Source organism: Bacteroides neonati (assembly GCF_000499785.1).
GTDB lineage: Bacteria > Bacteroidota > Bacteroidia > Bacteroidales > Bacteroidaceae > Bacteroides > Bacteroides neonati.
Genome location: NZ_HG726020.1, coordinates 1067441 through 1083244 on the forward strand (window position 1 = coordinate 1067441; position 15804 = coordinate 1083244).

The window sequence follows — 15804 nt, forward strand, 5'->3', positions numbered from 1 at the left end:
TCAACTAATAATACTATTCTTTCACAATGAATCAGATACTTGTTCAGCCCAAACTTTATTACTTCTTTTGCACATAATCCGTTCAATCTTAAAAGAATAACACCATGAAAAGAATACCAAACTTATGCTGTATCATTTTACTCCTGGCAACAATTTCTTGTAAGCTGAATGCGCAAGTGGCATTGGTTAAAGAGGGCAAACCGATGGGGCGAATTGTTACGACAGACAACCCGATTGACAACCGAGCAGCCCAACTACTACAAGACTTCGTTTCGCGCATTACCCAGGTTCGCTTGCCAGTCGTCATCACAAATTCCACCCGGAAGAATGACGTCATAATAGGTTCCGGCAACACCCAAGGCCTAACCGAAGATGGATTCCGCCTAACCACCCAAAAGCATCAATTATACATTAGCAGCGGAGGTGATAAAGGCAGCATTTACGGAGTTGTTACACTATTAGAGAAATACATGGGTGTTTCATACTATGCACCCCATTGCTATCATTTAGAGCAAAGCCGTACATTGACTATACCTTCACTTGATCTGGCCGAAAACCCAACCTTTCGATACAGACAGAGTCAGAATTACGCGTTATCCGAAGATACGGTTTACAAAGATTGGCTTCGTCTGGAAGATCCGCAAGATGTATTTGTCAAAGGATACTGGGTACACACCTTCAGCCGGTTATTGCCGGTAGCCGAATTTGGAGAAACACACCCGGAATATTACTCATTCATTAACGGTCAACGCCGTCCCGGAAATGCTAGCCAGTTATGTCTCACAAATCCCGAAGTACTCGAAATCATAACTCACCGGATCGACTCTATTTTTAAAGCAAATCCCAAAGCAAAAATCATATCCGTTAGTCAAAATGATGGAAATGACACCTACTGCACTTGCCCTACCTGTCGTTCCATCGATGAGTACGAAGGCAGTCCCACCGGAAGCCTGATACATTTTGTTAATCAATTGGCGAAACGCTTCCCGGGTAAAGAATTTTCAACACTGGCGTACCAATATACGATGCATCCGCCCAAACACATAAAACCGTTGCCCAATGTCAACATCATGTTGTGCAATATCGATTGCAGAAGAGAGGTGCCCCTCACTGACAATGCTTCGGGCAGGAATTTTGTCAAAGCGATGGAAGGCTGGGCAGGTATCAGCAATAATATCTTCGTTTGGGATTATGGTATCAACTTTGATAATTACCTGGTTCCCTTTCCCAACTTCCCCATTCTTCAACAAAATATAAAATTATTCAAAAAGCACCATGCCACTATGCATTTTTCACAAATAGCCGGTTCAAGGGGAGGAGATTTTTCTGAGATGCGCACCTATATGGTCAGTAAACTAATGTGGAACTCCGAACTGAATGCCGACTCACTAATGCGTAGTTTTATGGATCACTATTATGGTGCAGCCTCTCCTTATATTTATCAATATGAAAAACTATTAGAAGGCGCATTGCTTGCCTCTAACACCGACTTATGGATCTACGACACTCCTTTATCTCATAAAAACGGCATGCTGAACAAGCATTGCCGCAAACGCTATAATGAATTATTCGATCAGGCCGAAGCTGCTGTTGCCACCGATCAGGAGTTATTGAATCGAGTTCGCTTATCACGACTGCCTTTGCAATACTCCGATTTAGAGATGGCTCGCGTCGAGCAAGGAGAGAGCATAGAAAGCCTCAACAAACAACTAAGATTATTCGGCGAGCGCACCGATTACTTCAAGGTAACTGCACTAAACGAACGAAACAACACCCCGAAAGAGTACTGTCTACTGTACCCCGAACGTTATCTGCCTAACAATCGGCAGAACCTGGCCAAAGAGGCAGAAATCAACTGGGTATCAATCCCTGCCGAACCTTATAAGACAGAAGCAGAAACAGTATTGACCGATGAACAGTTCTCGGGAGACTCCTCCAAAGAACCCGGATGGATTGGATGGCAAGGTACCGATGCTGTTTTCACTCTCGATATGAAGGAGGTTAAAGAGATTACTTCTATTCAGTGTGACTTCATTCAGCAATTGGGTCAGTGGTCACTATTCCCTCAAGAAGTAACATACAGTTACTCCGTAGATAATCAGTGCTATAATTTATTCGGCAAGCACTCTATTGCAGAAGATCGCTCTCCGAAAACAAAATTCCACCAAGCCGTTTGCACGGTGAATACTCCCATAAAAGCTCGCTATATCCATGTAGTGATCAACAGCGGAAAGGTTTGCCCGGGTTGGCATTTCGGAGCCGGACACCCTTCCTGGTTCTTTATCGACGAGATTACTGTGCGATGATAGAACAAATTGATAAGATTCCATCACATTATGATTTAATACTATTTGAATCAACCACTTACACAGGAGTATCTTTGCAATGAAGATTAGCTTGATTTTCGAAAATAACCATTTAAAACCTATTCTACATGAAAGCATTTACAATTATTTCGGGCATTTTTGTCTGCTTGGCTTCTCTGGCCTCTTGTTCTGATGAAAGTATTCCCTCACTATCTGAGCAGAATTCCTCCCCAAATTCCAGAAGTGTTAGTAGTTCTGATGTCATTCTTCAATGGACCGTCGAAGAGCAAAAAATAGATGGCTTCGGCGTAGCACAAGCCGGATGGGCCGACTACTTATATGCTCATCGCAAACGCAACGAAGTGATGGGTATACTCTTTGGACAAGATGGACTTAAATTAAGTATTTTACGTGGTGAAGTTTTCCCGCACTATTGGGAAAATACTGCTGACAAAGATTTCAACCTGGATGCAGATATTAATCTTTCTCTGGACGATCCTTTTTTTGATACCGATTTCAGTGCCGATGGCAACGAAGCTGCAGAAGCCATTGCACAGCGAAACGGTCAGTTATGGATCTCTCAGCAAGCTAAACAAACGTATCAGGTTGATAAATTAATATTCTCTACGTGGACTCCCCCAGCCTATATGAAAAGCAATGGAAGTACCTCTAAAGGCTATTTGAAATCATCTTATTACCAAGCCTATGCCGATTATCTATCGGCTTTTTGCAGTGCCTATGCAAGCAAAGGACTTCCTGTTTATGCCATCTCTCCGGCCAACGAACCCGAATATGCCGCTACGTGGAATTCCTGCTTATGGCTGCCGGGTACTACAACCTTAGGTCCATTCATTGTAAACAACTTAGGTCCCACATTGCGAAATACAAATCCCACTACTAAAATTATTTTTGGCGAAAATGGTCAGTGGACAGGTATTCTCGGATTCATCATGGGAAGCCAGAATTATGTACGTGATATTTTAAACCTAAATAGCAGAATCACCAATTTTCCGATCATTGCTGCCGGACACGGGTACATTGATCCCGTTACCAAGAAAGATCCGGGCATTGCACCTTTCGAGAAAGCAGAATCTAAGAACATTCCTGTTTGGCTCACCGAAATCAGTGATCCGAGTACCAGCTATGACCCCACCATGACCGATGCATTGCGTTGGGCCAAAGTATTTCACCGGTATTTATGCGAAGCCAATGCCGGAGCAATTGTATGGTGGGCAGGTGCCCTACCCGACAGAAGCACTACCGAAGGAATGATATACATTAGTAAGAATCGTACTGACTATGAAGTGCCTAAGCGTTGCGAAGTGTTCGGTAACTTCTCTCGCTATATTCCGGTAAACAGTACCCGTATTTCGGCACAATACAACCCGGATTTAGGTTATATGATTTCTGGTTATAAATCAGGTAAATCATTTACTGTAGTTGCCATCAATCCGGCAGATACGGAAACGACTGTCAATCTTACGCTGAGCAATGCCCAAACGAGCGGTTCACTGCAAGGATATGTCACCGATGCAACACGTAAATGGGAAGCCGCTACACCCATTCAACCAATAGGAAATAGTTATACATTAGTATTACCGGCTCGAAGTGTCGTTTCTTATACAGGTATGGTACAATAGGTTAAACTGCCATTACCTTCAACACATTACAAAAGGTTATGCTCCATAAAAAGAGCATAACCTTTTCTTTATAATATAATACTTTTCCCGCAGCCGATGATACTTCCTTGCCCATGTATTTATGTTTCTATAACAAATAACAAAATAAAAAAGAAGAAGCACCCTACCACCATGGTATACAGTCGTATAAGCGGTATTTATATCATTGATAATATTTCATTATCTAATGCTTAAATTTCACTTGGATAAGCTTTATTCACAAGTTACTTTTGTAACATCATTATTATATATCATTAACTCAAGTTTCGGATTTAGGCTGACATCCTAATTCTAGACATAAAAAAAGCTTTGAGACTTTCCGTAAATCTCGGAAATTTAGTAAATTAGCAGTGACCAAACAACTAATTAACCATTCTCAAAGCCATGAGCAAAATTACTAAAATTCCGTCAGAAATCCGCAATATTTTGAGTGAAAAACGCCGTTGCTCTGTGATGGACTCATTTTCAGGACTGTTAGAGTCTCTTCATCTTGACAGCCGTTGTCTTGGAGGGAACAAACGTGAAAACTGTCAGTTGACCAATCTTCAGCTGTTTCAGATTCTTGTCCTGATGCCGTTTTTCGCCATAAAAGGTTTTTCCCATTATCCTGATTCGGCTTTAAGTCGAATGTTCGGCGGCAAGAAGGATGTCTTGTATTCGTTTATGTCACATGATAATATCAACTGGCGCAATCTGATATACCGCATTGTTGTCAAGCTGATAGCCAAAGTGACTAACCGTCAGGATTTCAAGAAGAGTCATCTTCCTGTAGTACTCATCGCTGATGACTCTGACTTGCCTAAAACCGGAATGCGTATGGAGTCTATCGGCAAGATATTCTCACATGTTCATCAGAAATGTATTCTTGGGTATAAAGCGCTTATGCTGTGCTGGAGTGACGGGCGCACCCAGTTTATGCTTGACTCATCTCTGCATGGAGAGAAAGGCAAGGTAGAGGGTAAGGAACAGGGGTTAAGCGCAAAGCAACGACAGAACCGTTATAATAGGAAACGAGATGAGAACTCCCATGTGGCCAAACGTAAAGAGGAATATTTCATGAGTAAGGGAAAGAAACTCATTGAAATGGTCAGACGCGCCATCAAAGCAAAGATTCCTTTTGAATATCTGCTTGTTGACAGTTGGTTCACTTGTTCCGGGCTTGTCGATTTCGTATACAACAGTCATAAGAAGTTTCACTTGTTAGGGATGGCAAAGATGGGTAATACCAAATATCTCACCAAAAAGTGGGGTGAACTGACGGCAAAAGCCATAATCAGTAAGCTGCTGGGCTCTAAATCTGTGATATACAGTAGACGGTACCGTTGCCACTATGCGTCGGTGGACGTGATGCTCGGTGGGCGCAAGGTGCGGCTGTTCTTCTGTCGCAGAGGAAAGAGAGAGGGATGGAAAATATTGCTGACAACCAATGTAAAACTTGATTTCTTGCGGGCATATGAAATCTATGCAATGCGTTGGGCTATTGAGGTTTTCTTTGCCGATAGCAAGCGATTGCTTAATCTTGCAGGATGCTCGGCAAGAGACTTTTCCTCGCAGATAGCGCACGTATCACTGGTTATGATACGCTACAATTTGCTTGCCTCGGTAAAAAGGAGTCTGGACTACGAAACAATCGGTGGGTTGTTCAACGATATTTTTGCCGGAGTACACGAACTGACTGTTATGGAGAAGATATGGGCAATCATATTAGAAGTAGTGGCAGTCGTGGCTGAACTCACAGGGGCTGATGAAGAGCAACTGATGATACAGATCATAGAAAATGACAGACGACTTGCAGCACTCCGAGCGTACGCTCAAACGGCTTGATTTCTAAATCCGAAACTTGAGTCATTAAATACTTAAAATCTATTATTGTATGAGCACACTATTTCTTCAAACACCTTAGCGAAGTTTAATCACTTCAAAGCCTTTATGAGAATCATTCAGAATTAGATCCTTTTTAAGGCGTAAAAATCAAAGACTCTTTATACTTAAGAAAACATTAATTCTAAGAAATTATGAACAAACAAATCGTGTTAAGTTTTGTGCTGTGTATCTTTAGCATACTTAGTTATGCACAGCAGCCCATCACCGTAAAAGGTACGGTAACGGACCCTAACGACTATCCACTTATCGGAGCAGCCGTTTCAGTGGTTGGAACATCGGCCGGTGTTATTACCGACATTAACGGTAACTACTCAATTAAGGTTTCCCCCAATCAAAACCTAAAGTTTTCGTATGTAGGTTATCAAGAACAAACAGTCAATGTAAATGGTCGTAATACTATTGATATAGTACTGGAAGAGGGACAGCAACTCGACGAGGTAATCGTTATCGGTTACGGTACAGCCAAGAAAAGTAATATTTCGGGAGCTGTTTCATCCGTTTCTGCCAAAGAGTTGCAAGGCGACATTGCCCGCAGCACTGCCAGTGCATTGCAAGGTAAGGTAGCCGGTGTCAACGTAACGACAATTGGTGGCCAACCCGGTTCAGGCATGAATATCACCATCCGCGGTATCGGCTCTATCAATAATACCAATACCCCGCTGTATGTAATTGATGGCGTTTATGGCGATATTAATATGGTCGATCCTGCCGATATTGCGTCAATGGAGGTATTAAAAGACGCCTCAGCAGCCGCTATCTATGGTTCGCGTGCGGCCAATGGTGTTATATTAATTACCACCAAAGGAGGACGCAAGGAAATGAAGGCAACCGTTTCTGCCAATGTATTCACCGGCGTTCAGTCCGTAACCAATAAGTTAGATGTTATGAACGGTGACCAATGGTCTAAGTTTCTATTAAAGAATTATTATGCAGACCCATCAGCTGCACCGGAGATATTAAGAACCTGGAACGGTGGTGCAGGAACTAATTGGCAAGATGAGATATTCCGCACTGCTCCTGTAACAAAAGCTACGATTGGAGTGAATGGTGGCTCAAAAACGGCTACATACAGCCTTTCGGGAGGATATTTAAATCAGAAAGGTATTCTGAAAACAACCGGATATGAATCATTTAACATACGTGCTAAAGGAGGTTTTTCTTTCTTAGACGATCATTTGCGTTTAGGAACAACGATTTTAATTAAGACCTGGACGAAAGATTATGATGATTTCAGAATCACCGATGCTTTACGCCAAAACTCTTTGGTACCGGTATATGACGAAACCAATTCTGTTGACGGACATGGACGCTTGGATGAGTCATTTAAAAACATTGATAACCCGGTGGGACATCTCGATATGTATGATTACAGTAGAACCGGATTGGATCTATTGATCAATGCATACGCCGAAGTCGACTTATGGTTAAAAGGGTTGAAATATAAACTGAACGTAGGTATTAATAAGAATAACTACAATGATTCGCAATGGATCGGCAAATACAACTGGCAGACTCAGTGTAAGAATGATAATCCGCGATTGAATGAGAATGCTTATTGGGAAGACCAGTGGTTGATCGAAAACACCTTACACTATGATAATACTTTCGGTAAGAATAATATATCGGCATTGTTGGGGTATTCGGCACAAGAGTTTAAATCGAAAAGTTTGAATGCTTATCGTCAAGGATTTATGGATGGTGCACCTCCTACACTTGATGCTGCTCCTAATACAGGTATGACAAACTCCGGAAGCAGACAGGAAAGTGCATTGGTTTCTCTCTTCGGCCGTGTTATGTATAGTTTTGACGAACGTTATATGCTATCTGCCTCAATCCGTCGCGATGGTTCATCACGTTTCGCAAAAGGTCATCAATATGGTTGGTTCCCCTCTATCTCGGTAGGTTGGAATATTGCCAATGAGGCTTTCTTTGAAAATGCAAAAGAGGTGGTCAATGAACTTAAGTTACGCGGTAGCTACGGTGTACTAGGTAATCAAGAGATTGGCAACTATAAAACTCAACCGACGTTGACTTCCGGATTGAATTATATGCAAGGATGGGATGGCAAACAAACATCTTGGCAGGGTATGATACCTAATGCAAGCTGGGTTTCTCCGGAAGACCTGACTTGGGAACAGTCTAAGACATGGGATATTGGTTTAGATGTAAGTGTTTTCAATGGTAAATTAAGTTTTACCGCCGATTATTATAACAGACGTACGGAAGATTTGCTGTTGAGTATCTCTATGGCAGGCAATAGCGGTTTGAAGGGATCGCCGACCATGAATGCAGGTACCATTGAGAACAAAGGTTTAGAGTTATCAATCAATCACCGCAACACGATTGGAGATGTATATTACTATGTAGGCTTAAATGCATCGACCATTTCGAACGAAGTGAAAGAAGTCACTTTAGGTAATGTACAGGAGTACGGAGGTTATAACCCCCAAGGCGAAGGTACAGTAACGTGGACAAAAGTAGGTTACCCTATCGGTGGTTTCTTCCTGACTAAAACAGATGGTATCTTCCAAAATCAAGAGGAGATTAAGGCTCATAACAAGAATGGTCAATTGATTCAGCCCAAAGCAGAGCCGGGTGATATTCGCTTTGTTGATTATAACGGAGATGGAAAAATAAGTTCGGACGACAAGCAGTACTGTGGTACTCCATTCCCCAAATGGACTTTGGGATTCCGCGCAGGTGGCGAATGGAAAGGTATTGACCTGAATCTGTTCTTCGACGGATCGTTTGGAAATAAAATATACAACTATACCCGTGCCCGCATGGAATCAACCAATGAGTTGAATAACTACGGTGCATCTGTATTAAACTCATGGACCAAAGAGAATCCGAATACAAATATGCCTCGCTATGCCAAGAAAGACACCAACGGTAACTACTCACGCTGGACCGATCGCTGGTTAGAGGATGGTTCTTACTTCCGCCTGAAAACATTGGAGTTGGGTTACACACTACCTAAAAACTTTACAAATAAATTTAAAGTTGGCAATTTACGTATCTACACAGCCATGGATAATTTGTTTACTATTACCAATTACACCGGTTATTCTCCCGACTTAGGAGCCAATGACGACATGATGGGTGGCGGTAGTGGTATCATGACATCCGGTTGTGATCATGGACGTTATCCACTGGCACGTACTATTAGTTTCGGCCTTCAACTTGATTTCTAATCATTTTAACTTATGCAGAATATGAAAAATAATATAGTAAAATTAGCTTTGATCCCTCTTCTGGCCGGTTCGTTAACCGCTTGCAATGAAGCCGATTTTTTGAATAAAGTAAATCCTAATATCGCTACGGAAGGAACCTTCTGGGTGACTGCCAAAAACTTAGATCATGCCATGGGAACCATTTATTCGCCCATACGTAATCAGTGTTATGGCTATTTTGGTGCACACACCGGCTACTTAATCATGACCTCCAGAGGAGACGATGTGTTCCTCATTCCGAATGAAGATGGTGATATTAAATACTTTTCTACCTTCACCAACACGCCCAATATGGACGGAGGAAGCTGGAGCGACATGTACAAAGGTATTCAACGTGCCAATGTGTTCCTGGCCAATGTAGATAAGGTGCCCGATGTAGCCGTAAGCCCGGATGAGAAAAACGTATGGAAAGCCGAGGCTTCTTTCATGCGTGGCATGTACTATTTCTTGCTTGCCAGCAATTATGGAAATGTGCCGCTACACCTAACGCCGGTCAATAAGCAGGAAGATACATTTATTGCCGCTACACCCGAGCAGCAAGTATGGGAACAGGTGGAGAAAGACTTTATTTTTGCCGCTACCTATCTGCCCGTAGAGCGTATTAGTTCTCAGATAGGGCGTGCCACCCGTGGTGCCGCACTTGCCTATTTGGGCAAAGCGTATGTATTTCAAGGAAAACATGATAAAGCAAAAGTAGAATTAAGCAAACTCTTGTCGGCTCCCTATACCTACGATTTAATGGATGATCCGTACGATAACTTCAAGCCGGATACAAAATTCAACAAAGAGTCTGTGTTTGAAATAGCCTACAATCCTCAATTCGGTGGTTCGAGCACTTGGGGATCGGAGGAATCCAACACTTGCCAAGGTATGGTATTGCCCACCTACCTGGGACCGGAAGGAACAGGTGCATGGTTCAAAATGGCTCCGGCACCCTTTGCAGTCAAAGAGTTCATAAAAGAACTTCGCCCGGCCAATTCGGATAGTAAGTTTGATAAACGTATGTATATTACCTTCTATTTCAACCAAAATGAATTGGGAGATACCAAACCGTATGAGAATAATTATGAGAAAACCTTTGCACAGTTATGGGAAGTTCCATCGAAAGGTAAGTTATCACGCGACCCTGACAATTCTTACAAAGCAAATCCGAAAATCGACGGAGTACAAGTACTCGCTTTAGGGAAGAAATACACCAACTTCTTCGGTAAGAGCAATGATGCCATGTATACTCCTTCCGACCGCGACAACAACTTACGTGTATTCAGATTCGCCGAAGTGTTGCTACTCCATGCCGAAGCTTGCGCACAGACTAATGATATGGTAGGTGCCAATACCGATCTGAAGCGTATTTGCGAACGTGCCGGTCTGGCATACAAAGACTTCAGTACGGCTTCTAAAGAAGTGGTGATGAAAGAAATCGAACATCAGAAAACGCTGGAATTCTGCATGGAAGGACAACGCTTTTATGATATCAGAAGATGGTATACAGCCGCTCAAGCAAAGCAGCACTTTATAGAATGCGGAAAAGTAGGTGGCGAAAACTTCCAGGAAAAGTATTTCTACTATCCTATCAATGAAGGCGAGATGAACAACAACCCAAGTATTGATCAGCATCCCTTGTGGAAATAACTCATTCTAATTTTCACTTATTGAATTGAAGGATACGGTGAGATATCCATACTCACCGTTCCTTTAATTAAATCTAAACACATTCGCTATGAAATATACTATTCCATACCTAAAAGTACTACTCATTTTCAGCCTGTTTACAGCCTGTAGTAATGAGAATGACGGTTCATCCGATCATACCGAAGAATACAATGCAATTCAGCAGGTTATTAACGAAGGCAATTTATTACTTCACACCGAAGAGCAAGGTGGGCAAACGATATTTACATTTGAAAACAGAGAGGTTACTATTCCAACAGAAACGATAGAAACCATTCGGGAAGATGTGGAAAATTGGAAAACCATTCTCACCCTCGTAAACAAGTCGGAGTTGAATATTCCAACGCTTGGCAAATCACTTCATCTTACCTCAAAAAACATACAGGTTAACCCAACGGGGTACGCTCCTCTTAGTGCGCAGCTCACTATTTCCTTCCCGGTAGAAGGAAAGCTCAAAGTCTGCATCAAAGGAAAGAATGGTCATCAGAATGACCTCTCTCACCTTTTCTCCAAAATTGGATATAATCACCAAGAATATATACATGGTCTTTACCCCAACTGCGAAAATAAGATTTATATAACGTTCACCGATAAGAACGGGAAAGAACGTTTAACCGATTCGGTTACCGTAACGACTACCACACCGGACGACCTGGTTCCGGATTTCTTTGCCAAAATTCAGGTAAAAACGAGCCATCCGGATCAAATGGAGCCGGGGCTTACGATTGTTCAGGATATGGGGGGCGGTGAATACGATGCCCACCGCCCCTATATGTTGGATAGTGATGGAGACGTACGTTGGTATCTATGGCTACGCAACCATCCCGAATTAAATATCAGTGCCCATACGGGCTTCAAACGCCTGAAGAATGGAAACTTCTTATCGGGCGATTCGAAAACCGGAAACCTGTTTGAGTTCGATATGGTCGGGAACCTGATAAAAAAATGGAATATTAAGGGAAAAGGATATACTTTCCATCATGAAGTAACCGAAATGCCCAATGGAAACTTATTGGCAGCCGTAACTAAAGACAACCATAAAAACAGCCTGGGAGAATACACCAAGTTCGACTTTATCATAGAGGTAAACCGTGAATCGGGAGAGATTGTAACCGAATGGGACCTGAATAAAAGTCTCGATTCTACACGCGACGCCCTTATCAGCATACAAGAAGCAGAAGGCTTCAAACAGAATTGGGCACACAGCAATGCCGTTCTTTACTCCCCCGAAGACGACTGTATCATTGTGTCGAACCGCTATCAAGGGCTGATTAAGCTAACGCGAGACAATAAACTCAACTGGTTTCTGACCCCTCACAGAGGAACTCAAAAGTTGCAATATGCACTACTGACACCCTTAGACCAATCGGGACAGAAAATAGTAGATGCGGATGTTTTAGACGGCAACAAAGAGCATCCCGACTTTGATTGGGAGTGGGGAGGACACTGCCCTGTATTCCTTCCCAATGGACATATTCTCTTATTCGACAATGGTTATAGACGCAGACACAAAGAGATCGATCTGTATGGAACCGAAGGGTACAGCCGTGCAGTAGAATATGCAATAGACGCCAAAAACATGACTGTAAAACAAGTCTGGGAATATGGACACCACGAGCGGGGACGCAATTGCTACGCAGTTGCCCTATCGTCTGTTCAATATTTACCTCAAAAAGACCATGTTTTATTTGGTCCGGGCGTAGGTACCCCCAACCTAAACGGTGGAGGAGGAAAAATCGTAGAAGTAGATCGAAAGACCAAGGAAGTAGTCTACGAAGTCCACCTGTCTCGCCCCGGTTATATGGTTTTCCACAGAGTAGAGCGAATCCCCCTTTATCCCGATAATTTATAAACAATTATATAAGCAAACAACATCATGAACGATACTTTTGAACAACGCGCGGCACTATTAGTTGCTCGGCAAGAAGAGCTACTGACACGCAAAAATATGCCTGTAAATACTTCCAACGGCATTATAACACGATATCATCACCCCGTAGTTACCGCAGCGCATATTCCGCTTACGTGGCGATATGATTTCAATCCGGCAACCAATCCTTATTGTATGGAGCGAATCGGATTTAACGCAACCATGAATTCGGGAGCCATCAAGTGGCAGGGAAAATATATATTATTGGTACGCGTCGAAGCAGCAGACCGGAAGTCTTTCTTTGCCGTTGCAGAGAGCCCCAACGGAATTGATAACTTCCGCTTCTGGGAGTATCCGGTCGTATTGCCGGATATCAATCCGGAAGAGACGAATGTTTACGACATGCGGCTCACCATACACGAAGACGGATGGATTTACGGAATCTTTTGTAGTGAGAAACATGATCCGCAGGCTGCTTTGGGCGACCTCTCCTCGGCTGTAGCTTCGGCAGGAATTGTACGCACCAAAGACCTTGTTCAATGGGAACGGTTGGCCGACTTAAAAACCATCAGCCAACAACGAAACGTGACACTACATCCCGAGTTTGTGGAAGGAAAATACGCCCTTTATACACGTCCGCAAGATGGATTTATCAATGCTGGAAGCGGAGGCGGAATCGGTTGGACCTTGGTAGATGATATTACGCAGGCAGAAGTCAGTCGCGAGCTCATCATCAACCAACGAGCCTATCACACCATTAAAGAAGTAAAGAACGGCGAAGGGCCTCACCCCATCAAAACGGCAAAAGGGTGGTTGCATCTGGCACACGGCGTTCGCGCATGTGCTGCCGGATTGCGCTATGTACTTTATCTCTACATGACCGCGATCGAAGATCCGACACGTATCATTGCCGAGCCCGGTGGGTACTTCATGGCTCCTATAGGAGAGGAACGTATCGGCGATGTGTCAAACGTATTGTTCTCCAATGGCTGGATAGCCGATGAAGACGGAACGGTCTATATCTATTATGCATCTTCGGACACTCGAATGCATGTTGCCACTTCCACTGTCGACCGATTGATCGATTACTGTTTTCATACACCTGCCGACGGTCTACGTTCGGCAAGTACAGTGGATAATATTGTAGCACTTATTGATAAAAACAAACAATTATAAACCGAGTTTGCATGAAAAGAACTATTTTTGCAAGAACAAAACCCCAATCTACTCCAGCATGAAACTACACGAAATAGACTTTCTGATTATTTGCCTTTACCTGGCACTAATGATCGTCATCGGATTATTGCTCAAAAAGCGTGCAGCCCAAAACATCGACTCTTATTTCCTGGGAGGCAAATCTTTGCCCTTTTATATGCTTGGGCTATCCAACGCATCGGGTATGTTTGACATTACAGGCACCATGCTCATGGTCTATTGGGCCTTTGCTTACGGATTCAAGAGTCTTTGGATTCCTTGGCTGTGGCCGGTATTCAATCAGATTTTCTTAATGGTTTACCTATCGGTATGGCTACGCCGATCGAATGTACTAACCGGGGCAGAGTGGATTAAAACCCGCTTTGGCAAAGGCAAAGGAGCCTCTTTGTCGCATACCATTGTCATCATATTCGCTCTGTTGAGTGTGTTGGGATTTCTTAGTTACGGGTTTATCGGCATTGGCAAATTCATGGAAATATTTCTCCCTTGGGAGGTTGTTGCTCCTTTTGTACCGTTTGACGTACCTGCTGCTTACGTACCTCATTTTTATGGCATATTCTTTACAGCCATTGCAACGTTCTATGTTATGCTGGGTGGTATGCTTAGTATTGTATGGACCGATGTGGTGCAGTTTCTCATTATGACCGTAGCCGGGGTCGTTATTGCCGTTATCGGTATGCAGTTGGTCGCTCCCGAAATGATACAAAGCTTTGTTCCGAGCGGTTGGGATTCTCCTTTTTTCGGGTGGACGCTCGAAATAGATTGGAGCCAACGCATGGGACTGTTGACCGAACGCATGGCCAATGAACCCTACAGCCTGATTACCATCTTCGTGATGATGTCTTTGTTGAAAGGAATCTTCATGAGCATGGCAGGTCCAGCCCCCAACTACGATATGCAGAAGATACTCTCTTGCAAATCGCCCAAGGAAGCTGCGCTGATGAGCGGATCGGTACCCGTTATTTTGCTTATCCCCCGCTATCTCATGATTATGGGCTTTGCCTTACTTGCTATTTATTTCTTCAAAGAAGATGGCGGCATGGCACAAATGGCTACCACCCGTAGCGACTTTGAAACCATTCTTCCGCACCTGATTACCAAATATGTGCCAACCGGATTGGCAGGGTTGCTACTTGCCGGATTGCTATCGGCATTCATGTCGACTTTCGCTTCGACGGTCAATGCCGCACCGGCTTATGTAGTCAATGACATCTATCTTAAATACATCAACCCGCAGGCAAGTATCAAGAAACAGATACGCGCCAGCTACCTCATATCGGTATTAGTGGTTATCATTAGTACCATAATGGGCTTCTTTCTGAAAGATATCAACGAGATATTTCAGTGGATTGTCGGCGCACTCTTCGGCGGATATATCGCTGCCAACGTGTTGAAATGGCATTGGTGGCGGTTCAATGGCGAAGGGTATTTCTGGGGTATGACAGCCGGTGTTGTCGCTGCTATTGTAATGAAATTCACCGTTCCGGACGGATGGATACTCTATTTCTTCCCGGTATTGTTTGCCATCTCTCTGGTCGGTTGTATTGCCGGCACATACTCGGCTCCTCCTACCGACGAAGAGACACTGATTCGCTTCTATGTTCGCGTACGTCCTTGGGGTTGGTGGAAGCCGATAGCGGATAAAGCCATTGCCCGGTATCCGCAAGTTGTACGCAACAAAAACTTCAAGCGCGATGCTTTCAATATCGTGATAGGTATTATTTGGCAATGCTGCCTCACGATCATTCCGATGTATCTGGTTACTCGTGGTCAAATAGGTCTGTGCGCTTCGATTGCGCTATTAATCGCAACCTCATTGATATTAAGGTATACCTGGTACAAGCCGCTTTGTCGGGAAGAGGTCGAGTACAATGAAGTAATGAAAGAAATTGGTTTCGACAAAAATAGTAAAGAATAAAAATACAAACAAATGTAATCCATCATCT

General features: G+C 43.3%; 8 protein-coding genes. All 8 read left to right on the top strand.

Annotated features, from left to right (window positions below):
• Positions 1-104 precede the first annotated feature (104 nt).
• The 8 genes from TY03_RS07470 (at position 105) to TY03_RS07505 (ending at position 15776) form a co-directional block, all read left to right on the top strand.
• Entirely contained in the window at positions 105-2306 is a 2202-nt protein-coding gene (locus TY03_RS07470; RefSeq protein ID WP_042368669.1) for a DUF4838 domain-containing protein, read from the top strand.
• A 128-nt stretch (positions 2307-2434) separates the two neighbouring features.
• Positions 2435-3946 carry a glycoside hydrolase gene (locus TY03_RS07475; RefSeq protein ID WP_042368670.1) on the top strand — a complete coding sequence of 504 codons (1512 nt, stop codon included), beginning with the start codon at positions 2435-2437 and terminating at the stop codon, positions 3944-3946.
• Between the two features lie 423 nt (positions 3947-4369).
• Positions 4370-5809: an IS4 family transposase gene (locus TY03_RS07480; protein WP_042366734.1), complete on the top strand. Its 1440-nt coding sequence runs from the start codon at positions 4370-4372 to the stop codon at positions 5807-5809.
• Between the two features lie 191 nt (positions 5810-6000).
• A complete protein-coding gene (locus TY03_RS07485) occupies positions 6001-9063 on the top strand; it encodes a SusC/RagA family TonB-linked outer membrane protein (protein ID WP_042368671.1) in 3063 nt (1020 codons plus the stop codon).
• A gap of 21 nt (positions 9064-9084) precedes the next feature.
• Positions 9085-10734, top strand: a complete 1650-nt coding sequence (locus TY03_RS07490; protein ID WP_042369297.1) for a RagB/SusD family nutrient uptake outer membrane protein — start codon at positions 9085-9087, stop codon at positions 10732-10734.
• An 88-nt stretch (positions 10735-10822) separates the two neighbouring features.
• On the top strand, positions 10823-12625 hold the full coding sequence (locus TY03_RS07495; protein WP_042368672.1) for an aryl-sulfate sulfotransferase: 1803 nt from the start codon (positions 10823-10825) through the stop codon (positions 12623-12625).
• A 24-nt stretch (positions 12626-12649) separates the two neighbouring features.
• The gene (locus tag TY03_RS07500; RefSeq protein ID WP_042368673.1) at positions 12650-13819 is read left to right on the top strand and encodes a glycoside hydrolase family 130 protein; all 1170 of its coding nucleotides are present in this window, start codon (positions 12650-12652) and stop codon (positions 13817-13819) included.
• 58 nt (positions 13820-13877) lie between these two features.
• Positions 13878-15776: a sodium:solute symporter family protein gene (locus TY03_RS07505; protein WP_042368674.1), complete on the top strand. Its 1899-nt coding sequence runs from the start codon at positions 13878-13880 to the stop codon at positions 15774-15776.
• Positions 15777-15804: the final 28 nt, after the last annotated feature.

What these genes read in the sequence shown, in the direction of transcription:
- TY03_RS07470 (WP_042368669.1), top strand. Translation starts at nt 105, where the DNA reads ATGAAAAGAATACCAAACTTATGCTGTATCATTTTACTCCTGGCAACA.
- TY03_RS07475 (WP_042368670.1), top strand. Translation starts at nt 2,435, where the DNA reads ATGAAAGCATTTACAATTATTTCGGGCATTTTTGTCTGCTTGGCTTCT.
- TY03_RS07480 (WP_042366734.1), top strand. Translation starts at nt 4,370, where the DNA reads ATGAGCAAAATTACTAAAATTCCGTCAGAAATCCGCAATATTTTGAGT.
- TY03_RS07485 (WP_042368671.1), top strand. Translation starts at nt 6,001, where the DNA reads ATGAACAAACAAATCGTGTTAAGTTTTGTGCTGTGTATCTTTAGCATA.
- TY03_RS07490 (WP_042369297.1), top strand. Translation starts at nt 9,085, where the DNA reads ATGAAAAATAATATAGTAAAATTAGCTTTGATCCCTCTTCTGGCCGGT.
- TY03_RS07495 (WP_042368672.1), top strand. Translation starts at nt 10,823, where the DNA reads ATGAAATATACTATTCCATACCTAAAAGTACTACTCATTTTCAGCCTG.
- TY03_RS07500 (WP_042368673.1), top strand. Translation starts at nt 12,650, where the DNA reads ATGAACGATACTTTTGAACAACGCGCGGCACTATTAGTTGCTCGGCAA.
- TY03_RS07505 (WP_042368674.1), top strand. Translation starts at nt 13,878, where the DNA reads ATGAAACTACACGAAATAGACTTTCTGATTATTTGCCTTTACCTGGCA.